General features: G+C 70.5%; 17 protein-coding genes. 8 read left to right on the top strand and 9 right to left on the bottom strand.

The window, feature by feature from the left end; all coding sequences use genetic code 11:
• Positions 1 to 85 precede the first annotated feature (85 nt).
• Positions 86 to 901 carry a DedA family protein gene (locus AB0C26_RS18260; RefSeq protein ID WP_360248130.1) on the top strand — a complete coding sequence of 272 codons (816 nt, stop codon included), beginning with the start codon at positions 86 to 88 and terminating at the stop codon, positions 899 to 901.
• A 1,255-nt stretch (positions 902 to 2,156) separates the two neighbouring features.
• Here the strand turns inward: AB0C26_RS18260 and AB0C26_RS18255 are convergent.
• The 4 genes from AB0C26_RS18255 to AB0C26_RS18240 all read right to left on the bottom strand — a co-directional run bounded on the left by AB0C26_RS18255 (position 2,157) and on the right by AB0C26_RS18240 (position 6,679).
• On the bottom strand, positions 2,157 to 2,831 hold the full coding sequence (locus AB0C26_RS18255; protein ID WP_360248128.1) for a class II aldolase/adducin family protein: 675 nt from the start codon (positions 2,829 to 2,831) through the stop codon (positions 2,157 to 2,159).
• Between the two features lie 105 nt (positions 2,832 to 2,936).
• Complete coding sequence (locus tag AB0C26_RS18250; RefSeq protein WP_014440216.1) at positions 2,937 to 3,314, bottom strand: helix-turn-helix transcriptional regulator; 378 nt, start codon at positions 3,312 to 3,314, stop codon at positions 2,937 to 2,939.
• A gap of 857 nt (positions 3,315 to 4,171) precedes the next feature.
• Positions 4,172 to 5,704 carry a hypothetical protein gene (locus tag AB0C26_RS18245; RefSeq protein WP_360248126.1) on the bottom strand — a complete coding sequence of 511 codons (1,533 nt, stop codon included), beginning with the start codon at positions 5,702 to 5,704 and terminating at the stop codon, positions 4,172 to 4,174.
• Positions 5,705 to 5,785: 81 nt separating this feature from the next.
• Complete coding sequence (locus tag AB0C26_RS18240; protein ID WP_360248124.1) at positions 5,786 to 6,679, bottom strand: hypothetical protein; 894 nt, start codon at positions 6,677 to 6,679, stop codon at positions 5,786 to 5,788.
• A gap of 327 nt (positions 6,680 to 7,006) precedes the next feature.
• Between AB0C26_RS18240 and AB0C26_RS18235 the strand changes: the two genes are divergently transcribed.
• Positions 7,007 to 7,186, top strand: a complete 180-nt coding sequence (locus AB0C26_RS18235; protein ID WP_360248122.1) for a hypothetical protein — start codon at positions 7,007 to 7,009, stop codon at positions 7,184 to 7,186.
• Positions 7,187 to 7,242: 56 nt separating this feature from the next.
• Here AB0C26_RS18235 and clpB read toward each other — a convergent pair whose 3' ends face one another.
• Positions 7,243 to 9,834: an ATP-dependent chaperone ClpB gene (clpB, locus tag AB0C26_RS18230; protein ID WP_360248120.1), complete on the bottom strand. Its 2,592-nt coding sequence runs from the start codon at positions 9,832 to 9,834 to the stop codon at positions 7,243 to 7,245.
• 119 nt (positions 9,835 to 9,953) lie between these two features.
• On the opposite strand from clpB, the gene AB0C26_RS18225 reads away from it, so the two are divergent.
• The 4 genes from AB0C26_RS18225 to AB0C26_RS18210 all read left to right on the top strand — a co-directional run bounded on the left by AB0C26_RS18225 (position 9,954) and on the right by AB0C26_RS18210 (position 13,410).
• A complete protein-coding gene (locus AB0C26_RS18225) occupies positions 9,954 to 11,150 on the top strand; it encodes a sugar efflux transporter (RefSeq protein ID WP_360248118.1) in 1,197 nt (398 codons plus the stop codon).
• A 2-nt stretch (positions 11,151 to 11,152) separates the two neighbouring features.
• On the top strand, positions 11,153 to 11,650 hold the full coding sequence (locus AB0C26_RS18220; RefSeq protein WP_360248116.1) for a cation:proton antiporter regulatory subunit: 498 nt from the start codon (positions 11,153 to 11,155) through the stop codon (positions 11,648 to 11,650).
• A gap of 8 nt (positions 11,651 to 11,658) precedes the next feature.
• Positions 11,659 to 12,861, top strand: coding sequence for a cation:proton antiporter (locus AB0C26_RS18215; RefSeq protein ID WP_360248114.1), 1,203 nt, complete (start codon positions 11,659 to 11,661; stop codon positions 12,859 to 12,861).
• A gap of 102 nt (positions 12,862 to 12,963) precedes the next feature.
• Positions 12,964 to 13,410, top strand: a complete 447-nt coding sequence (locus AB0C26_RS18210) for a hypothetical protein (RefSeq protein ID WP_360248113.1) — start codon at positions 12,964 to 12,966, stop codon at positions 13,408 to 13,410.
• A 31-nt stretch (positions 13,411 to 13,441) separates the two neighbouring features.
• Here the strand turns inward: AB0C26_RS18210 and AB0C26_RS18205 are convergent, their stop codons facing one another.
• From AB0C26_RS18205 to dnaK, 4 genes are all read right to left on the bottom strand, one after another.
• Positions 13,442 to 13,876: a heat shock protein transcriptional repressor HspR gene (locus tag AB0C26_RS18205; protein ID WP_360248111.1), complete on the bottom strand. Its 435-nt coding sequence runs from the start codon at positions 13,874 to 13,876 to the stop codon at positions 13,442 to 13,444.
• Between the two features lie 22 nt (positions 13,877 to 13,898).
• Positions 13,899 to 15,098 carry a molecular chaperone DnaJ gene (gene dnaJ, locus AB0C26_RS18200; protein ID WP_360248109.1) on the bottom strand — a complete coding sequence of 400 codons (1,200 nt, stop codon included), beginning with the start codon at positions 15,096 to 15,098 and terminating at the stop codon, positions 13,899 to 13,901.
• Positions 15,099 to 15,168: 70 nt separating this feature from the next.
• Positions 15,169 to 15,786: a nucleotide exchange factor GrpE gene (grpE, locus tag AB0C26_RS18195; protein WP_360248107.1), complete on the bottom strand. Its 618-nt coding sequence runs from the start codon at positions 15,784 to 15,786 to the stop codon at positions 15,169 to 15,171.
• On the bottom strand, positions 15,783 to 17,669 hold the full coding sequence (dnaK, locus tag AB0C26_RS18190; protein ID WP_360248105.1) for a molecular chaperone DnaK: 1,887 nt from the start codon (positions 17,667 to 17,669) through the stop codon (positions 15,783 to 15,785). Before dnaK ends, grpE begins: the two co-directional genes overlap by 4 nt.
• A 483-nt stretch (positions 17,670 to 18,152) precedes the next feature.
• Here dnaK and AB0C26_RS18185 point away from each other — a divergent pair, with 483 nt between their 5' ends.
• Together AB0C26_RS18185 and AB0C26_RS18180 are read left to right on the top strand one after the other, a co-directional pair.
• The gene (locus tag AB0C26_RS18185; protein WP_360248339.1) at positions 18,153 to 19,790 is read left to right on the top strand and encodes a GTPase domain-containing protein; all 1,638 of its coding nucleotides are present in this window, start codon (positions 18,153 to 18,155) and stop codon (positions 19,788 to 19,790) included.
• Positions 19,787 to 21,469, top strand: coding sequence for a GTPase (locus AB0C26_RS18180; RefSeq protein WP_360248103.1), 1,683 nt, complete (start codon positions 19,787 to 19,789; stop codon positions 21,467 to 21,469). The genes AB0C26_RS18185 and AB0C26_RS18180 overlap by 4 nt, the downstream gene beginning before the upstream one ends.
• Positions 21,470 to 21,474: the final 5 nt, after the last annotated feature.

The raw sequence follows: 21,474 nt of genomic DNA, 5'->3' as shown, positions 1-21,474 counted from the left end.
AGCGGGGCGGTCGTTCGGCCGGGAAAGGCATTCCACAGGAAGTGGACAGGTTTCACATGGGCGAGTGCCGGTACCCTGGCTCCTCGTGGACATCCGTGCGCTCAGCGAGCAGCTCGCCTTCAATCCGACGGATCCGACGGACCTGATTCACACCCTTGGTCTGTACGGTGTGTGGGCGATCATGTTCGCCGAGACAGGCCTGCTGGTCGGGTTCTTCTTCCCGGGCGACTCGCTTCTCTTCCTGGCCGGCGTGGCCGCCTCGCCCGTGGCCGACTCGATGTTCGGTGACGGCACGCAGCTGTCCTACGTCGGCCTGCTGATCGGCGCGCCGATCTGCGCCATCGTCGGCGCCCAGTTCGGCCACTGGCTCGGCGCCCGGTACGGGCGGCGGATGTTCGACAAACCGGACTCCAAGCTCTTCAAGAAGGAGTACGTCCAGAAGGCGGAGTACTACTTCGAGAAGTTCGGCCCTGCCAAAGCCGTCGTGCTGGCCCGCTTCATCCCGATCGTGCGTACCTTCCTCAACCCGGTGGCGGGCACGCTCGGCATGCCGGCCCGGAAGTTCTTCATCTGGAACGTGATCGGCGCCGTCCTCTGGACCGACGGCATCATCATCATCGGCCACACGCTGGCCCAGCAGATCTACGACGCCGTCGGCGACCACATCGACCGCTACATCCTGCCGGTCGTCGCCATCATCGTCCTGATCTCGCTGCTCCCGATCTTCATCGAGATCCTGCGCGAGCGCCGCCACAAGAAGAACGGCGGCACCACGGACCCGGAGCCCTCAGCCGCCATAGGAGTCGTCGCCGCCGCAAGCATCGCCGGCCTGGTCGACGCCGCCCGCGAAGAGGACGACAACGACGACCGCTACCCGCCCCGCTCCCACCGCCGCAACTAACCACCCAAGTCCACAAAAGACGCCGCCCCTCGGGGCGGCGTTTTTTCGTTGGGCCACCCCACGCACAGCCGCCCCAACCACCCAGCGACGTTCCTTCCGCACCATCGGACGGCGTTCCTCGCCTTTCCGCCGTCCGGCAGCGTTCCTCCCCTTTCGCCCCGTCCGGCAGCGTTTCTCCCTTCCCCACCGTCCGGCGTCCTTGTCATCTTCGCCAACCGCCGGACACCCTCCCTTCCCCGCTCCTCACCGGCCCGGCTCGGCCTTACTTCCCACCGGCCCGGCTCGTCTTACTCCGCACCAGCCCGGCTCGGCCATACTCCCCACCAGCCCGGCTCGGCCTTACTCCCCACCAGCCCGGCCAGCCTCACTCCCCACCGGCCCGGCTCGGCCTTACTCCGCACCAGCCCGGCTCGGCCTTACTCCCCACCAGCCCGGCCAGCCTTCCTTCCACTCACCACCGGCCGGGCTGCCTTACCCCACCGGCCAGGGCGGCCTTCCTCGCTGACTCCCCGGCCGCGGACGACCTCTCGCATCCCCAACAGGCTCGGCCAGCCTTCTCCCTCACTCCCGCACGGCCGGAATGCTTCCCTCCCTCAATCCCGACACGCCGGCAGCCTTCCTTCCCCACGACTCCCTCTCCACTCGCCGGCAGCAAGTCGCGGCGACCAGAACGCGGTCAGAGCGGCAAACGGCCCGACCAGAACGCGGACAGCGGGACACGGTCGGCCAGAACGCGGACAGCGGGACACGGTCGGCCAGAACGCGGACAGCGGGACACGGTCGGCCAGAACGCGGACAACGGAGGTGGCTCGACCGGAACGCGGACAGCGGAGGCGGCTTGACCGGAACGCGGACAGCGGGAAACGGTCCGGCCGGACGCAGACAACGAGAACGACCGGCGGAGACAGCCGATCGCAGAGGCAGCCGATCAGCAGAAGCCGGCTGGCGGGAAAGCCAGCCGGCTTGGGAGGCCGGGTGCGGAGGCTGCGGCGGGAGCTGGTGGGTCGGGCGCTGGGCGGCGGCCGAGGCGCAAGGCCGTTGGGGGTGGGGGTTTGCGGGTGGGTGGCTGTGTGGGCGTACGGGAAAAGCGAAAGCCGCCCGAAAGGGACGGGCGGCTTTGCTTGTGCGGAACTTCGTGGCGCTGGGCGCGCCTTTGGGGAAGCCCGGAGGGCGGCGGGCTCCTGGACGGGACTCGCTGGGCTGGACCGCGGTGGGCGCGGGCCGGTGGCGGGATCTCGTGGGAGGGTCGGGCCGGTCAGACGGAGAGGGCGGTGGAACCGGAGAGACGGCTGAGGAACTCCTCGGGGCAGTCGCGCAGGTTTTCCAGGCGGCCGGCGGCCAAGGCCCGGTAGGTGAGCTGCGCGGCCTCCTCGAGGTTGCGGGCCCGTTTGTGGGCCAGCTCGACCGAATCGCCCAGGACCACGCAGCCGTGCTGGCTCAGGACCAGGCAGTCGGTGCCGTCGGCGGCCATGGCGGCCGTCAACGAGGCCAACTCGATCGTTCCGGGCAGGCGGAACGGCACCGTGGAGACGCGCCTCAGGTAGTAGGCGTGGTCCGTGGTGACGATCCGGATGTGCTCGCCCAGGGCGTCGAGCAGCAGAGCTGTCTGCGGATGTAGATGGATGATGGCGTTGACGTCGGGACGCGCCCGGTACAACGCGAGGTGCAACGCCAGTTCGCTGGTCGGCTCGCACTGCGGCGGCGGCATGTTGCCGACCGTCGCGGGTGAGCCGTCCGACACGCGGACGGCGGCGAAGGTCGTACGGCTGAGACGGCCCAGCCAGGAGCCACTGGCGGTGACCCAGATGGCGTCCTCGTCGGGGATACGCGCGGACAGGTTGCCGCCGGAGCCGGCCACCAGGCCGGCCTGGATGACGTCGAAACCCACGAACGCGAGCTGATCGCGCAGATCGCCGTGGACGTAGTTCACCCGTTACTCCTCGGGTCCTGGGGGTGGACTTGAGGCGGAGAAGGATTTCGGCCTGGCGTCACGCCCCACGTGATGCCGGTGACGCCAGGCGAGTCCCGAAAGCGGTCAGCGCGCCTTCTTCGTGGCCCGCTTGCGCGGCGGGGTCAGAAGATCGGCGATGGTCGCGATGGCGGTCGGCACGAGCCGGTAGTACGCCCACACACCCCGCTTCTCACGCTCGAGCAGGCCGGCCTCCGTAAGGATCCGAAGGTGATGGCTCACCGTCGGCTGAGACAGACCGAGCGGAGCGGTCAGGTCGCACACGCAGGCCTCACCGTCCGTCGCGGACTGAATGAGGCTCAGCAGCCGAAGCCGGGCCGGGTCGGCCAGTGCCTTGAGCACCCCGGCCAGCCGCTCGGCGTCGGCACGTTCAATTGGCTCGCCGGCAAGCGGCGAGATCTGAGGCATTGTCATTTCCGCCAACGCAGTTCCCACGATCTCCATCCTTCCACCAACTGCATCGATTCTCCTGCATGAGTGCAGGAACGAACCGCCTAACTTCGAGGCCGTAAGGCCGACATCGATCGCCGGGTCGGTCGATCCAGGATGGCCGGTAACCCGAACTCCCGATCAACCTTTACCCCGCCACCGAACGCGGTCTCTGCCTCCTGCAACGCCTCAGCCGCCGTCTGGTCGCTGTCCATCTGTGTCGAGGTCTCGATCCCCGCCCCGGGAGTGAGACGCCCCACATTGTCAATTCGTCGATCTGTTTCCGGTGACTGATCCGATTTGAGCAAGGTCCGCACACACCTCGCCGTCGTCATCCCAACACCGTGTGCGATCTCCCGGACCGGGCGGCCGGATGCCGGAAGTTCACGACCCGATGAAAGCACGGCACCACGCTCTGCGACGGGCAATTCAGTGATGAATTTACGCAGGTCGTGGCGTGCTTGCATGTATCGAGCGTACTGGCTGGAACGAAACTGGAACCTTTCGCCCCGGCAGTGTCGAAGGGAACTATTGACGCACAACATTGGGTCTCTCTATAAACAAACCTTACTGTTGGCCAAGTCCCTTTCGCCCCATCCGGAGAACATCGACGCAGCTCAAAGCCCCTATGTCCTGGGTCACAGGGGCCACGGCCGGCAGATCACCCGGACGAGGTGCTGAGAAGGTGCTGTGAATCGTGCGATCGGACGTTTACCCATGTAGCGAAAAACACCCCCCGACCGGCCGGTCAAGCGCTATCCGGACAGCCGATTGGGGGACATCGCTGGATGAGAAAGCTACCCGTTCGGGTGACCCATACCCATCAATATGAGGGGGCTCACCTCAAAACGAGGGGGGTAACTGGCGAGTAACTACTCCGACGGACGTGACCAGTACTCATCATCCGACGGCGAAGGGGCAGCACGCTTCGCCGGCTCGGCCCCACTCGCCTCACCGGAAGTCCCGGATTCACCGGCGGGCGAGGACGCCTCGCCCGGATCAGGTACGGACGAAGCACCCACCCCGAAAGCAGCCGGCGCCGCAACCGAGGACGATGCGCCACCGGGCGTCTGCCCCACGCCCGCCGCGGTGGTCGCCGCCGCCGTGTCAGCCCCCGGCCGTGACGACGATCCAGACGCGGTAGACGCCGACGCGGGCATGACCGGTGCGGCGGCGGTGGGCGGAGTAGGCACAGCAGCCGCAGGCGCGCTCCCGCCCGGCGGGGTCTCGCCCGGCGGGGTCTCGCCCGGCGCCGACGCTGCGGGTGCTGACGTGGCTCCGGCTGGCGCCGGAGCGGCCGAAGGGGCAGTTACGGCCGAACCGGGCGTGGGCATCCCCGGCGCAGACGTGGCGGGAGCGGTCTCGGAAGGCGCGGCATAGACCGACGCAGCAGGCACAGGCGCGGCGGGCACAGGCGCGGCGGGCACAGGCGCGGCGGGCACAGGCGCGGCGGGCGCAGGCGCGGCGAACGCAGGCCCGGCGGACGCGGGCGTGGCGGGCGCGGGCGCAGCGGGCGTGACGAAGGGCGCACCGGGGGTGGGGGTGGTCTCGGGCTGAGAAGCTGCTGGGCCTTCCGGGGTGGGTGTGGCCGGTGGGCGGGCGTACGGGGAATCGGCGTCGTTTCCGTGGGACGGGACGGGCGCGGAAGGGTACGGCGCGTAGGGCGCCGAGGCGTACGGGCTGGAAGGGCCTGAAGCGTAAGGGGACCCGGGACCGTACGCACCGGTGTCGTATTGCTGGCCGTAGCTCGCCGGATGGCCCGGGTAGGGGGCGCCGTAAGCCGGCGGATAGCCGCCCGGGGGCACATTCGGGGCCGCCGCGGCGACCGGCTTGCGGAAGAACGCGCGGGGAGCCGTCAGCACCAGGATGCCGACGATGGCGTAACCGAAGATCTGGGCGACCGACAGTGCGGCGTTCGTGCCGACCCAGCCGCCCGGGTACGCGTCGGTCAGCCGGGTGCCGAGGGAGCCCGGCACCGCGTCGCCGCCTCGCTGGGCCGCCACCGTCAGGGCGCTCGCGGCGCCGGCCAGGATGCCCAGGACGCAGACCACCAGTGTCGCTATCCGGGCGGCGTTGCTTCCGCGGCGCAGGGCCAGGCCCAACACCACGTACAGCGCGAAGATGATCACGGCTAGGGCCAGGGCCACCGCGGCGCCGAGCCAGACCACCGCCACGTAGTAGTCCAGGTCGCTGTCGCCGGTGAAGGACTGCAGCTGACCGTCGGTGACCTGGCGGAAGCGGTGGATCGTCCCGGGCACGATGGCCAGCGTCGTGATCGCATAGATCAGGCCGAGCACGGCCATCACCCAGAGTATGACGGCGGCCAGCGACACCGTGGGCGGCCGGCCCGACGGTGAGGGCGGCGGCGCCACGGCGATCGGCAGCGGCTGGACTGGGTATGACATCGACGACTCCCCGCGGTGATCCGTTGGCCCGAACCTACCCGCGTGGAGCGTCGAACGGTGCGGAACCCGTTCAGCGGGACGTCACGGCTTGGGTGGTTCCGTCCCGTCCGGGTCGGTCGGCTTCGGCTGCGAGCCCCACGGCGGCGGCGGTGCCCCCCACGACGGCTGGTCCCCACCCGGCGGGGGCGCCGGCGGCTGAGCGTAGGGGTCGGAGGCCGGCGGCGGCGGATTCGAGCCGGGATAGGGCGGAAGCCCCGGAGCGGGTTGCCCCGGTTGTCCCTGCGGCGTCGGATAACCCGGCGGGTACGGGTTCTGCTGTCCGTACATCGGGTACTGCCCGCCGGGCTGCTGGCCCGGGTATGGCGGATATCCGACCGACGGGTCCCAGCCCGCGGCCGGCTGCTTGCGGAAGAACTCGTTCGACGCCGGCAGCGCCAGCAGGATCACCGTGGCCAGTACGGCCAGCAGCGCGATGACGGTCAGCGCCGTCGTGGTCGGCGTGTACCAGGACGGCAGGGCCTCGTTGAGCCGCTGCTCGATGTCGTCGTCCTGCCAGGTCGCCGAGCCGCTGTTGCCCGCCTGCTCGGTCGCACTGACCAGGGCGTTTCCGCCCAGGCCGATGCCCAGGCAGCAGATCGCGATGCCGCCGATCACCCAGGTGACGATGCGGGACGGGTTCTTTCCGCGGTTGTTGAAGATGGCCAGTACTGCGAAGCCGGCGCCGATCAGCAGGTTGATGATCCCGCCGAAGACGAAGATGCCGGCCACCACGCCTTCGGTGCCCTCGGCCTCGGTGCCCGCGTACGCGTCACGCACCGCGTCGGACATGCGGCCCATCACCGAGAACGTGGCGATCGCATTGATCACTTGGATCGCGGCAACCAGGTAGAGAAGGTACGACGCGACCGTCACGATGACCGGGCGCGGCCTTGCTATGGGTGCCGGGTAGCTCGGAACGGTCACAATGCCCCCCATTCTTGATCCACTCACGGTATCGGGCGGCCGCCATATTCGCGACAGCGGAGCACAAGCGGCGGAGCTGTGGCAACATCGGGCGACGATGGACGAAATATCCGTAAATAGGTCGCTCGTTCAGGGGGCGACACGGGTCGATCCGGCCCCCTACACTTCCATCCGTGGCGCCGACGTGGCAGCAGAGACCTCCCGCGACGCCCCCTGCCCGGACGAGTCGCCCGCCCCAGACGAGGGCCGAGGCAGACCGTCCTAGGGCACCTGTCCCGTTACGCCGGCCGCGTGACCACACCGCGGCCGCCCCAGACCTGTTAAGGACCGGTGAGTCCCATGCCCCACGCCGACACCCTGGACGTCGTTCACCATGACGACACCCGGACCCGATTCACTGACGTGCGATATCAGCTCCACCGCGACGGCATCCGTATCTGGCCGGCCGAGGGCGGAGAACAACTGGTCACCGACGTCCTGATGACCCAGGCCTACCGGCAACGGACGGCCACCGACTAAGCGAAAGGCCCCGGGGATGCCCCCGGGGCCTTTTTCTTTCAGCCGCGTCTGACAGTTCAGCCGCGTGTGACAGTCAAGCCGTCCCCGCCGGGGAGCAAGTCGACGACCACCCGGTCACCGTCGAGGATCTCCCCGGCCAGCAGGGCCTTGGCCAGCGAGTCGCCGATCGCCGACTGCACCAGCCGCCGCAGCGGCCGCGCGCCGTAGATCGGGTCGTACCCGTGCTCGCCCAGCCACTCGACCGCCGGCGAGGTCACGTCGAGCGTCAGCCGCCGGTCGGCCAGCCGGGTCCGCAGCCGGCCGAGCTGGATGTCGACGATCGCGGCCAGGTCGTCCTTGGTCAGCGCGTGGAACACCACGATGTCGTCGAGCCGGTTGAGGAACTCCGGCTTGAAGTGGGCCCGTACGACAGCAAGCACCTCGTCGCGCCGCTCCTCGTCACCCATCGTGAAGTCGGCCGTCTGCGACCCCAGGTTGGAGGTGAGCACCAGGATCGCGTTGCGGAAGTCGACCGTACGGCCCTGACCGTCCGTGAGCCGGCCGTCGTCGAGCACCTGCAACAGCACGTCGAAGACGTCCGGATGGGCCTTTTCCACTTCATCGAGCAGGACCACGCTGTACGGGCGGCGGCGCACCGCCTCGGTGAGCTGCCCGCCCTCCTCGTATCCGACGTATCCGGGCGGGGCGCCGACGAGCCGGGCCACCGAGTGCTTCTCGCCGTACTCGCTCATGTCGATGCGGACCATCGCCCGCTCGTCGTCGAAGAGGAACCCGGCGAGGGCCTTGGCCAGCTCGGTCTTGCCGACGCCGGTCGGGCCGAGGAACAGGAAGCTGCCGGTCGGGCGGTCGGGGTCGGCGATGCCGGCGCGCGCACGGCGTACGGCTCCGGCCACCGCCGCGACGGCCTCGCGCTGGCCGATGACCTTGGCCTGCAGTGACTCCTCCATGCGCAGGAGCTTGGCGGTCTCGCCCTCCATCATCCGGCCGGCCGGGATGCCGGTCCACGAGGAGATGACCTCGGCGATGTCGTCGGCGCCGACCTCCTCCTTGACCATCGGCGGCTCGGCGTGGGCCTCCTGCTCGTCGGCCTCGGAGGCGGCCCGCAGCTCCTTCTCCAGGGCCGGGATCACCTCGTAGAGCAGCCGCGACGCCTCGAGCAGGTTGCCGTCGCGCTGGGCTCGCTCCTGCGACGCCTTGGTCTCGTCGAGCCGCTTCTTCAGCTCGCCGACCCGGTTGAGGCCGCCGCGCTCGCGCTCCCACCGGGCGTTCAGCGCGGTCAGTTCCTCCTCGCGGTCGGCCAGGTCGCGCTCGAGGCGGCCGAGCCGGTCGCGGGAGGCCGGGTCGGTCTCCTTCTCCAGGGCCAGTTTCTCGACCCGCATGCGGTCGACCTGGCGCTGAAGCTGGTCGAGCTCGACCGGCCGGGAGTCGATCTCCATGCGGAGCCGGGACGCGGCCTCGTCGATCAGGTCGATCGCCTTGTCGGGCAGGAAGCGGTCGCTGATGTAGCGGTCGGACAGCGAAGCCGCCGCGACCAGGGCGGCGTCGGTGATCTGCACCCGGTGGTGCGCCTCGTACCGGCCCTTGAGCCCGCGCAGGATGCCGATGGTGTCCTCGACGGTGGGCTCGCCGACCACGACCGGCTGGAAGCGCCGCTCGAGGGCCGGGTCCTTCTCGATGTGCTCGCGGTACTCGTCGAGGGTGGTCGCGCCGACCATGCGCAGCTCGCCGCGGGCCAGCATCGGCTTGAGCATGTTGCCGGCGTCCATCGAGCCCTCGCCCTTGCCGGCCCCGACGACGGTGTGCAGCTCGTCGAGGAAGGTGACGACCTGGCCGTTGGAGTTGCGGATCTCCTCGAGGACGCTCTTGAGCCGCTCCTCGAACTGTCCGCGGTACTGCGCGCCGGCGACCATCGCGCCGAGGTCGAGCGAGACCAGTTTCTTGTCGCGCAGTGTCTCGGGCACGTCGCCGGCCACGATGCGCTGGGCCAGGCCCTCGACGATGGCCGTCTTGCCGACGCCGGGCTCGCCGATCAGCACGGGGTTGTTCTTGGTACGCCGGGAGAGCACCTGCACGACGCGGCGGATCTCGGTGTCCCGGCCGATCACCGGGTCGATCCGGCCCTCGCGCGCCTGGGCGGTCAGGTCGACGCTGTATTTCTCCAGCGCCTTGTAGGTGGACTCGGGGTCGTTGTTCGTCACCCGCCGGTCGCCGCCGCGGACCTGCGGGAACGCGGCGACCAGGGCCTCCTCGGTGGCGCCGACGTCCTTGAGCGCGCGGCCGACGGCACCGCCGACGCGGGCCAGGCCGGCCAGCAGGTGCTCGGTCGACACATACTCGTCGCCGAGCGGCTGGGCGATCAGCTCGGCCTCGCCGATGGCGTTGACGAACTCGCGCGACAGGCTGGGCTCGGCCGTGCTGGCGCCGCGCGCGGACGGGAGCTGCTCGAGGGCGCGGGCCGCCACCCGGCGGACATCCGCGGGGTTCGCCCCCACCGCGCGCAGAAGGGCCGGCGCGGTCGAACCGCCGGTGTCGAGAAGCGAAAGCAGCATGTGCCACGGCTCCACGGTGGCGTGCCCGCGCCGTCCGGCGTCGGCGACCGCCCCCGTGATGACATCGCGGCTCTTGGTGGTGAGGCGTTCGGCGTTCATGCGCTCCCCTGGATGAGGCAAGACTTGAGCGTAAGCCACTCAACTCTAGCGCGCCCCGCAAGTGATCGTCACCACGAGCCCAAGAGAACACCCCCTCTCTCGTTGTAACGTTAAACAACGTGTCGAAACGCCTGCTCCCCCTCGCCCTCATCTTCGTGGCAGTCGGCATCTCGACCTCGTTCGTCGGTCCCTACCTGGCCCTTTTCCTCAGCGACGCGGTACACGCGGGACCGATCCGGACCACCGCGTTCCTGATCGCCGCCCCGCTCGCCGGCGTCCTCGTGTCCTGGCTGATCGGCCGGGTCTCGGACCGCCGGCCCATCCGCCGCAAACTGCTCATCACTGCCGCGCTCGCCGGCCTGGCCGGCACGGCGCTCACCGCCGTCGTCCGCGACTACTGGCTGCTGCTCGCGCTCACCGTGACTCTCACGGCCCTGGCCGGCACGCTTTTCCCACAATCTTTCGCGTACGCCCGTCAGGTGCTCCAGAGCGGCGACCCCAAGAAAGCGGCGCTCGGCATCAGCACGCTGCGCACGCTGTTCTCGGTGGCCTGGGTCGGTGGCCCGCCGCTGGCCGCGCTCGTGCTCGCCGGGCACGGCTTCGGCTGGACGTACGGGCTGGCCGCGATCATGTACGCGGTCACCGCCCTCATCGTGGTCCGCTGGTTGCCGGAGGTCCGCAAGCCCGCCGGCGACGGCGGTCACGACCTGCCGGACGCGATCGCCCCGGTCCCGCCCCGGGCGACGCTGTTCCTGATCGTCGCCGGCTTCACCGTCGTGCAGACCGCGGGCACGCTCGCCGTGCAGGCGATGCCGCTGTACGTCAGCACCGACCTGGGCGGCACGGTGCGGTCGGCCGGCCTGATCCTGGGCCTGTGCGCGGCCCTGGAGATCCCGCTGATGCTCGGCTTCGGCGTGCTCACCACCCGGGTGCCGTCGCGGACGCTGATCCTGATCGGCGTGTGCTGCGCGATCGCCTACCACGCGGTCGCGGCCAGTGCCGGCTCCATCTGGGTGCTGGCGGCGGCCCAGCCGCTCAACGCGGCCGCCATCGCGGCGATCAGCGGGCTCGGCATCTCGTACATGCAGGACCTCATGCCGGGTCATCCCGGCCGCGCCACCACGATGATCACCAACACCTTCACGACCGGGCAGATCCTCGCGGCCCCGGCGTTCGGCCTGGCCCAGGCGTACGGCTTCCGCCTCGCGTACGTCATGAACCTCGTTCTCTGCGCCGTCGGACTGGTCCTGTTGATCAGCGCGCGACGTGCCGTCGCCGCACCGGAACGGCGGGCCGACGCGCTGTTACCGTTGTGATCGTGCGCGTACGGGTGGAACAGACTCCTCTGCCGGGTATAGGCGTTCGGCACGACCTCGTCACGTCCTCGGGACGGACGGTCGGTGTGGTCTCGCACCGTAACGGCCGGCGCGACCTGGTCCTGTACGACGTCGACGATCCCGACGCGTGCCTGGCGTCGATCCCGCTCACCGACGACGAGGCCGAGGCCCTGGCCGACGTGCTGGGCGCCTCCCTCATGCTCGGCCAGCTCGCCGGCCTGCGCCAGCAGGCGGCCGGGCTGCTCACCGAGCAGATCGGCCTGGGCGCCGGATCGCCGTTCGTCGGCCGCAAGCTGGGCGACACCCGCGCGCGCACCCGCACCGGGGCGTCCATCGTCGCCGTCATGCGCGACCGCGAGGTGATCGCCTCGCCCGGCCCGTCGTTCGTCTTCGAGCCCAACGACGTGGTCGTGGCCGTCGGCACCCGCGAGGGCCTGGACGGCGTCACCGCCATCCTGGCCGGCGACAACGACGGCTAGGCACACGCGTGCACGACACCACGATCCTGCTCATCGAGGTAGGAGCGCTCCTCTTCGCGCTCGGAATGCTCGGTCGCCTGGGCCGCCGGATCGGCCTGTCACCGATCCCGCTCTACCTGCTGGCCGGTCTCGCCTTCGGGCACGGCGGCCTGGTGCCGCTCTCCGCCAGTGAGGAGTTCATCGAGGTCGGCGCGGCCATCGGCGTGATCCTGCTGCTGGTCATGCTGGGCCTGGAGTACTCGGCCGGCGAGCTCGTCGGCAACCTCCGCGCGGCCGCGCCCGCCGGTCTGATCGACGCGCTGCTCAACGCCCTGCCCGGCGCCGGCTTCGCGCTGCTGATGGGCTGGGACTGGCGGGCCGCCCTGGTGCTGGCCGGCATCACCTGGGTCTCGTCCTCCGGCGTGATCGCCAAGGTGCTCGGCGACCTGGGCCGGCTCGGTAACCGCGAGACCCCCGTGATCCTCTCGGTGCTGGTCATCGAGGACCTCGCCATGGCCTTCTACCTGCCGCTGGTCACCGCCGTACTGGCCGGGGTCGGCCTGGTCGGCGGGGCCAAGGCACTGGGGGTCGCGGTGGTCACGGTGGTCGCGGTGCTGGTCGTCGCGATTCGGTACGGCAAGCAGATCAGCACCCTGATCTCGGCTCAGGACGCGGAGGCGCTGCTGCTCGGCGTGCTCGGCCTGACCCTGTTCGTGGCGGGCGTGGCCGAGGAGCTGAAGGTCTCGTCGGCGGTCGGCGCGTTCCTCGTCGGTATCGCGATCTCCGGACCGGTCGCCCACCACGCGACGCAGATGCTGTCGCCGCTGCGCGACCTGTTCGCGGCGGTCTTCTTCGTCTTCTTCGGGCTCTCCACCGACCCGGCCGAGATCCCGCCGGTGCTGGTGCCGGCGCTCGGCCTGGCCGTGCTGACCATGGCGACCAAGGTGGTCACCGGCTACCTGGCGGCGCGGCGGGTGGGCATTGCCCTGCCCGGCCGGCTGCGGGCCGGCCTGGCCCTGATGCCGCGCGGCGAGTTCTCGATCGTCATCGCCGGCCTGGCCGTGGCCTCAGGGGTGGAACCGCGGCTCGCCCCGCTCGCGACGGCCTACGTATTGATCACGGTGGTTACCGGTCCGCTGCTCGCGCGTCTGCCCGATTACCAGTGGTTCAAGAACTTTGTCCGCCGCCGCATGCACCCTCAGCAGGTGCCGGTGCTCAAAGCTACTGACTAGTATCCGATTGTGACGCCGTGACACTTCCGTAGGACATCGTCGGCGCGCTACCGTTCCGCTCCGACAACTACGTGTTATCGGGACTTTCTGGCAGGCGGCGGCGTGACAGTGCGTGAGTCGACTTTCTTCGGGTTCGCCAATCCGGTCGATCCTCGGCCGGAGGAACTCCAGGCGTGGGCGTACCACCCTGATGCCGTGCCGCTCGACGCCATGCCACCCGACTGGGACCTGCTCATCTCCGGCGACGTGCTCGCGCCGGTCCTGTTCGAGCTGGCCATGGACAGGCAGTGCCCGGCCCGGCGCTTCGCGCAGCATTGCCTGTACATCTACGCCGCCGACGGTGTCCGGCAGAACGCGACCGGCCAGCGCAAACGCCGGCTGAAGAAGTTCGTGGAGCGCGCCGACGAGGTCGGCGACGAGCCGATGCAGATCTGGGCGCACAACTGCCGCATGCTGATGAGCCGGCCCGAGATCTTCGATTACTCCGACTGGATCGAGGGCGGCCTGGTCCGCCAGCCCCGGCGGCTCGGCCACTACAACCGGCGCTGAGGCGGCCCTCACCAGACCGCCTCGCGCTCTCCTACCTGTCCGAAGCCCGGCGCGGGCGCCAGACCACCAGCGCCGTCGACTGCCTTTCCTGGCGCACCAGGTCACGGCGGCCGTACGGGCTTTCCATCTGGGCGATCCGGTCGTACGCGGCGGTGAGCTCCTGCTCCAGCTCCTGCACCCGCTGTTGCAGGTCACCGACGAGCTGCTCGAGCCCGATGATCCGCTTCACGCCGGCCAGGTTGACGCCGTCCTCCTGGCTGAGCCTCTGCACCTCACGCAGCAACGCGACGTCCCGCTCGCTGTATCGGCGACCGCCGCCGCCGGCCCGGCCCGGCTGCACCAGGCCGAGCCGGTCGTACTGTCGCAGCGTCTGCGGGTGCATCCCGGCCAGTCGAGCCGCGACCGAGATGATCAGAACCTTCGCGTCGGAGGCCTGCTCGACCGAGATGCTGATCTCCTCATGCATGTGCCACCTCCTTCAACGGGTCCTAGCCGCCCCGGCGAACCCGGGCCTCGAGCCGCTCCCGCCCGGCGGGCGGGGTCAGCTTGGCGAAACGCTCGAGCGCGTCCCGGGCTTCCCCGGTCACCTCGCTCGGCACCTGAACGTCGACGGTGACGATGAGATCGCCCGGCGGTCCGTTCTTGCGGGCCACACCCTTGCCCCGGGCCCGTAGTTTCCGGCCGCTCGGCGTACCGGGCGGCACCCTCATGGTGACGGGTCCGTCCAGAGTCGGCACTCGCAGATCGGTGCCGAGAACCGCCTCGGCGATGCTGATCGGTACCGACAGCGTGAGATCGTCACCCGTACGACCGAAGATCTCGTCCGGTCGCACCTGGACCTGCACGTAGAGATCGCCCGCCGGGCCGCCCCGATCGCCCGGCTCGCCCCGGCCGCTGAGCCGGATGCGCTGGCCGTCGGCCACGCCCGCGGGGAAGCGGACGTTTATCGTGCGGGCCTTGGTGACCCCGCCCGTGCCCCGGCACTCCGGGCACTTCTCGTCGACGATCGTGCCCGCGCCCTGGCACTCGCGGCACGGCTCGGAGAAGCTGAACGACCCCTGGTTCCGCGAGATCAGGCCGCTGCCCGCGCACTGCGGACAGGTCCGCGGTGACGTGCCCGGCTTGGCCCCGCTGCCATGACAGGTGTCGCACTCGCCGGCTGAACGCAGCGTCAACGGCAGCGTCGTGCCGCGGACCGCCTGAGCGAACTCGAGCGTCACCTCGGTCTCGACATCACGGCCGCGCCGCGGTCCTCGTCGGGCGGCGCCACCACCAGGCCCACCGCCCGAGAATATCGAGCTGAATATGTCCGAGAAGCCGGCGCCGCCGAACCGGCGGTCACCCGCGGCGCCGCCACCGGCCGCGCCCGCGTTGCTGAACCCGCCGAACAGGTCCGACGGGTCGAACTGACCGCCGGCGCCGGAACGGGCGCCGCGCCGGAACGCGCCGGAGCCGAACAGCGAGCGCATCTCGTCGTACTCTTTGCGCTTCTTGTCGTCCGAGAGCACGTCGTACGCCTCGGAAGCGGCCTTGAACTTCTCCTCCGCCTCCTTGTTACCGGGGTTGCGGTCGGGATGCAGGTCCCGGGCGAGCTTCCGGTAGGCCTTCTTGATCTCGTCGGTCGGAGCGGACTTGGGCACGCCGAGAACGGCATAGAAGTCCTTTTCGAGCCAGTCCTTCGAGCTCATCCCGCCTCCCCCCTCCTACGGGCAGGTCCCGCCCACCGCGGCGCGGTGGGCGGGACGAACATCTGAGAGATCACTCCGGGTCGGCCACCGCGACCAGAGCCGGCCGCAGCAGCCGCTCGCCGAGCGTGTAGCCCCGGCGCATGACCTCGACACAGGTCGGCTCCGTGACGTCCGGGGACGTCTGGTGCGCGACCGCCTCGTGGCGGTTGGGGTCGAACGCGTCGCCCTTCTCGCCGAAGGCGGCCAGCCCGAGCTTGCCGGTCGCCGTGATCAGCGACTCGGCCACCGAGGCGAACGGACCGACCAGGTCACCGTGCTCACGGGCCCGGTCGATGTCGTCCAGCACCGGCAGCAGGGCGGTCAGCACCGCACCGGTGGTCTGCTCGGCCGCCGCACCCCGGTCGCGGTCGACCCGCTTGCGGTAGTTGGCGTACTCCGCGGTCACGCGCTGCAGGTCGTGGGTCCGCTCCTCCAGGTCGTTCCGCAGGGCCTCCAGCTCGGCGCCGAGGCCGGGCTTGGTCTCCTCCGGATCGGCGGCCTCGGCCGCCGGCTCCGGAGTCTCCCCGGCGTCCTCCGGGTCCTCGGCCCGGTGAGCACCGGCCTCACCCTTCGGATCGATCTTGCGGCGGTCCCGGATGACGACCCGCTCGGTCGCCTGACCGTCGTTCTCGTCGTCCGTGGCACTCACTTCTTGTCGTCCTCCACGATCTCGGCGTCCACGACGTCGTCGGCACCGCCGGCGGAGCCGGCCGAACCGGTCGTGGCGCCACCCGGAGCGGCACCCGGCGCGCCCGGGTCACCCGCGGCACCGGCGCCGGCGGCGGCCTGAGCGGCGTCACCCTGCGAGTAGAGGGCCGAGCCGGCCTCCTGGGAGACCTGCGAGAGACGCTCGTGGGCCGCCTTGATCTTCTCGATGTCGGTGCCGCCCAGCGCGCCGCGGAGCTCGCCCAGCGCCTCGCCGATCTTGGTCTTGCTGTCCTCGGGCAGCTTGTCGCCGCTCTCGGCCAGGAACTTCTCGGTCTGCCACTGCAGCTGCTCGGCCAGGTTGCGGGCCTCGGCGTCCTCGCGGCGCTTCTTGTCGTCGTCCGCGTGGTCCTGAGCGTCGCGCATCATGCGCTCGATGTCGTCCTTCGGCAGCGCGGAGCCGCCGGTGATCGTCATCTTCTGCTCCTTGCCCGTGCCCAGGTCCTTGGCGGACACGTGCACGATGCCGTTCGCGTCGATGTCGAAGGAGACCTCGATCTGCGGTACGCCGCGCGGGGCCGGAGCGATGCCGCTGAGCTCGAAGGTGCCGAGCTTCTTGTTGTACGCGGCCATCTCGCGCTCGCCCTGGAAGACCTGGATCAGCACGGACGGCTGGTTGTCCTCGGCCGTCGTGTAGACCTCGGAGCGGTGCGCCGGGATGGTGGTGTTGCGCTCCACCAGCTTGTGCATGATGCCGCCCTTGGTCTCGATGCCCAGCGAGAGCGGGGTGACATCGAGCAGCAGGACGTCCTTGACCTCACCCTTGAGCACACCGGCCTGCAGGGCGGCGCCGACGGCGACGACCTCGTCCGGGTTGACGCCCTTGTTGGCGTCCCGGCCGGTCATGCTCTTGACCAGCTCGGCCACGGCCGGCATACGGGTCGAGCCGCCGACCAGGATGACGTGGTCGATGTCGGCCAGCTTGACGTCGGCGTCCTTGATCGCGGACTCGAACGGGCCCTTGCAGCGGTCGAGCAGGTCCTGCGTCATGCGCTGGAACTCGGCGCGCGACAGCGACATGTCCAGGTGCAGCGGGCCGTCGGGGCCGGCCGTGATGTACGGCAGGTTGATGCTGGTGGTGGTGGCGGCGGACAGCTCGATCTTCGCCTTCTCGGCGGCCTCGCGCAGACGCTGCAGGGCCATCTTGTCCGAGCCGAGGTCGATGCCGTGCTCACCGCGGAACGTCTTGACCAGGTGGTCGATGATCCGCTGGTCCCAGTCGTCGCCGCCCAGGTGGTTGTCACCGGAGGTCGACTTCACCTCGATGACGCCGTCGCCCAGCTCGAGCAGGGAGACGTCGAACGTACCGCCGCCGAGGTCGAAGACCAGGACGGTCTGCTCCTTGGAGCCCTTGTCGAGCCCGTACGCCAGAGCGGCGGCGGTGGGCTCGTTGACGATCCGCAGGACGTTGAGGCCGGCGATCTCGCCCGCTTCCTTGGTGGCCTGGCGCTGTGCGTCGTTGAAGTACGCCGGCACGGTGATGACCGCGTCGGTGACCGTCTCACCGAGGTACGCCTCGGAGTCGCGCTTCAGCTTCATCAGGACCCGCGCCGAGATCTCCTGCGGGGTGTACTTCTTGCCGTCGATGTCGATCGACCAGTTGGTGCCGACCTCCCGCTTGACCGAACGAATGGTCCGGTCCGGGTTCGTCACCGCCTGGCGCTTGGCGACCTCGCCCACGAGCACCTCGCCGTTACGGGCGAAGGCGACGATGGACGGCGTCGTCCGGGAGCCCTCCGCGTTGGCGATGACGGTGGGCTCGCCTCCTTCCAGAACGCTGACGCAGGAGTTCGTGGTGCCGAGGTCGATGCCGACCGCACGTGCCATGGTGTTCCTCGCTTCTTACAGAGCTCGGTTCTTAACAAGGTTGAGTGGAACCGACTCAATGATGCCACGGGTACGCCCAACGTCAAATCGAAGTTGAGTCTGTCGGGCGCAACTACGATGCTTGCACACGCGCTCCAGCACTTCGGTAGATACCTGTCCGGTCACGGCATACCGGTACCTGTTGTTCTGTCTGCATAGATCGGGCACTCTTTACCCGTGACGACGCACGGTGAGGCGGTCGGTCCGTCGGCCCTGTCCGCCGTGTCCGATGCCACGCTTCCAAGCTCCAGCGCGGTTTCCGCCGATGCCGCGGACCACTCTGATCGTACGGAAACCGTCGTGTCCCGTCAGCCACATCCGGAACCCGCCGCCTCCTCGGCCGGGGAACCGCCAGCCGTCGAGCTGCCGCCGGCTGTGGCGAAACTCGCCGCTGCCCTGACCCGGCTGCGGGCCGCGATCGACACCGCCGCGTACCCGCTGCTCATGCCGTCGGCCGAGGACGCCAAGCGGGTCGGCGCGGCTCTCGTGGCCCAGCTCGACGACTACCTGATCCCCCGGCTGACCCGGCTCGACGCGCCCCTGCTGGTGGTCGTCGGCGGCTCGACCGGCGCCGGCAAGTCGACACTGGTCAACAGCATCGTCCGGGCCCCGGTCAGCCAGGCCGGCGTGCTCCGGCCGACCACCCGCTCCCCGGTCCTGGTGAGCAACCCCGGCGACCAGCCCTGGTTCCGGCAGGGCGAGCTGCTGCCCGGACTGGTGCGCACCCACGAGTCGAGCACCGACGCGCGGACCCTGCAGCTCGTCTCCGCCCCCGGCCTCGGCGCCGGCCTGGCCTTCCTCGACGCGCCCGACATCGACTCGGTCGTCGACCTCAACCGCAAACTCGCCGCCCAACTGCTCGCGGCGGCCGATCTGTGGCTGTTCGTCACGACGGCCGCGCGCTACGCCGACGCCGTGCCCTGGGAACTGCTCACCACGGCCCGCCTGCGCGGCACGGTGATCGCCCTGGTCCTCGACCGGGTGCCGCCGGAAGCGGCCGGCGAGGTCGCCACCCACCTGAGCGACATGCTGGCCGTGCGCGAGCTCGGCGGCGCCCCGCTGTTCGTCCTGCCCGAGACCCGGCTCGACGGCCAGGGCCTGATCCCGGAGGACGTGATCAAGCCGCTGCACGACTGGTTCGGCCAGCTCGCGGCCGACGCCACGGCGCGCGCCGCGGTCGTGCGCCAGACGCTCGACGGCGCGCTGACCGCGCTCGGGCCGGCCGTCGAGGGCCTGGCCGAGGCGGCCGAGGAGCAGACCCGCGCGGCCAAGGCGCTGAACGACCGGGTCGACGCCGCCTACCGCAACGCGCGGCAGACGATGACCGACGGCCTGCGCGACGGCCGGCTGCTGCGCGGCGAGGTACTGGCCCGATGGCAGGAGTTCGTCGGCACCGGCGAGTTCCTCAAGACGCTCGAGAACAAGGTCGGGCAGCTGCGCGACAAGCTCGTCTCGGCGCTCACCGGCCGCCCGCTGCCGGGCCGGAACCTCCAGTCCGCGCTCGAGTCCCAGCTGGTCACCCTGCTGCGGGCCATCGCGGCCGACGCCGCCGAGCAGGCGTACGCGGCCTGGCAGGCCCATCCGGCCGGCGCCGCCCTGCTCGAGCCCGGCCTGCAGCGCACCTCGGCCGACCTCCCCGAACGGGCGGAACGCCTGGTCCGCGACTGGCAGCAGTGGGTGCTCGGCCTGGTGCGCACCGAGGGCGCGGAGAAGCGGGTGGTCGCGCGCGGCGCGGCGTACGCGGTGAACGGCGCCGGCCTGGCCGTGATGATCGCCGTCTTCACCACCACCGCCTTCATCCCCACCGGGCTCGAGGTCGCCAGTGGCGCCGCGACCACGGTGGCGGCGCAGAAGGTGCTCGAGGCGATCTTCGGAGACCAGGCCATCCGTACGCTCGCCACGCAGGCCCGCGAGGACCTGATGTTGCGCGTCGGCGAGCTGCTCGACCAGGAGGCGGCCCGCTTCAGCGAACGCCTCACCGAGGCCGGCCTGTCCTCTGACCCCGGGGCCGAGCTGCGCGCGGCCGCCGTCGAGGTGGAGGATGCCCGTAAGGAGCTCGCGTTGACCGGGAACGCGTCATGAGCCTGGTGGAGAAGGTGCGAGGCGCACACAGCATGGACGACGGCCGCGTCGACCCCGACCGGCTGGTCCAGCGGCTCGAGGCCCTGGGCCGCTTCGTCCGGCTGGTCGACCCCCACCTGCCCGACAGCGAGCTGGTCGCGGCACACACGCTGATCGAGCGCGCCGGCAACCGGCTGTCGCTCTCCCGCGACCACACGGTGGTCGCGCTCGCCGGCAGCACCGGCAGCGGCAAGTCCAGCCTGTTCAACGCGCTGGCCCGGCTCAAACTGTCGCCGGTCGGCGTCCGCCGGCCGACCACCGGCGTCGCGCACGCCTGCGTGTGGGGCCCGCTGGAGCCGGCGAACAGGCTGCTCGACTGGGTCGGCGTGCTGCCGCGGCACCGCTTCATCCGGGAGAGCGCGCTGGACGGCGACGACGAGGCCGCCCTGCGCGGGCTGGTCCTGCTCGACCTGCCCGACTTCGACTCGGTCGAGCGTGGGCACCGGCTCGAGGTCGACCGCCTGCTCGGCCTGGTCGACCAGATCGTCTGGGTGGTCGACCCGCAGAAGTACGGCGACCGGATCCTGCACCAGGCCTACCTGTCCCAGTTCCGGTCCCACGCGGACGTGACGGTCGTGGTGCTCAACCAGGCCGACCGGCTGTCCACCCAGGACACCGAGCTGGTGCTGACCGACCTCAAGCGGCTGCTCGACGACGACGGGCTCGGCTCGGCGCCGGTGCTGGCCACCTCGGCCAAGCAGCCCGGCATGCTGGCCGACCTGCGGGGCGCCCTCGAGACCACGGTGGCGAGCAAGCAGGCCGCGCTGCGCCGGGTGGCGGCCGACGTCGACGCGGTCAGCCAGCCGCTGATGGCCATGATCGGGCCGCCGGCGGCCGAGGACGAGGTCGACCGGGCCACGGTCCGTCAGCTCACCGAGTCGCTCGCGGCCTCGGCCGGCGTGGGTGCGGCGGCCGACGCCGCCGCCGCGGCCTACCGGCACCGAGCCGCGGCCGCCACCGGCTGGCCACTCGTACGTGGCCTGCGCAAACTTCGGCCCGACCCGCTCAAGCGGCTCCACCTCGACAGCGAGACCGAGACCGACGCCGTCTCCACCGACATCGTTCCCCGCACGTCGCTGCCCGAGGCCGACGCGGCCCAGAAATCGGCTGTCGGCCTCTCGGTACGGGCCGTGGCCAGCCGGGCGGCGGCCCCGCTGCCCGAGGTGTGGACCCCGGCGCTGAACAACGCGGCCCGCTCCCGCGCGGCCGACCTGCCCGACGCGCTCGACCGCGCGGTCGGGGCGACCAAACTCGGCCTGGACCGGACTCCGCTGTGGTGGCGTGCCGTCGGCGCGCTCCAGCTGCTGCTGGTCGGCGCGGCCATCGTCGGGCTGGGCTGGCTGCTGGCCGGCTACGGGGTACGGATCCTCGGCCTGCCCGAGCTGCACAATCCGAAGCTCGGCGCGGTCCCCGTCCCGACCGCGCTGCTCCTCGGCGGACTGCTCGCCGGGGTTCTGTTGTGGCTGGTCCTCAAGCCGATCGTCGAGTGGGGATCGAGACGCGCCCGGAAAAAGGCGGAGCAGCGACTGCGTCAGTCGATCACCGAGGTCGCCCGGGAGTATGTGGTCGCTCCGGTCCGTGAGGTGCTCAACGCGTACGCACAAGCGCGTGAAGCTCTCACCGCGGTGCGTTCTGAATAACGCGG

Source organism: Actinoplanes sp. NPDC048796 (assembly GCF_040650035.1).
Lineage (GTDB): Bacteria > Actinomycetota > Actinomycetes > Mycobacteriales > Micromonosporaceae > Actinoplanes.
Note: the sequence above shows the minus strand (reverse complement) of the source record. Positions and strands in the feature narration are given on the sequence as shown.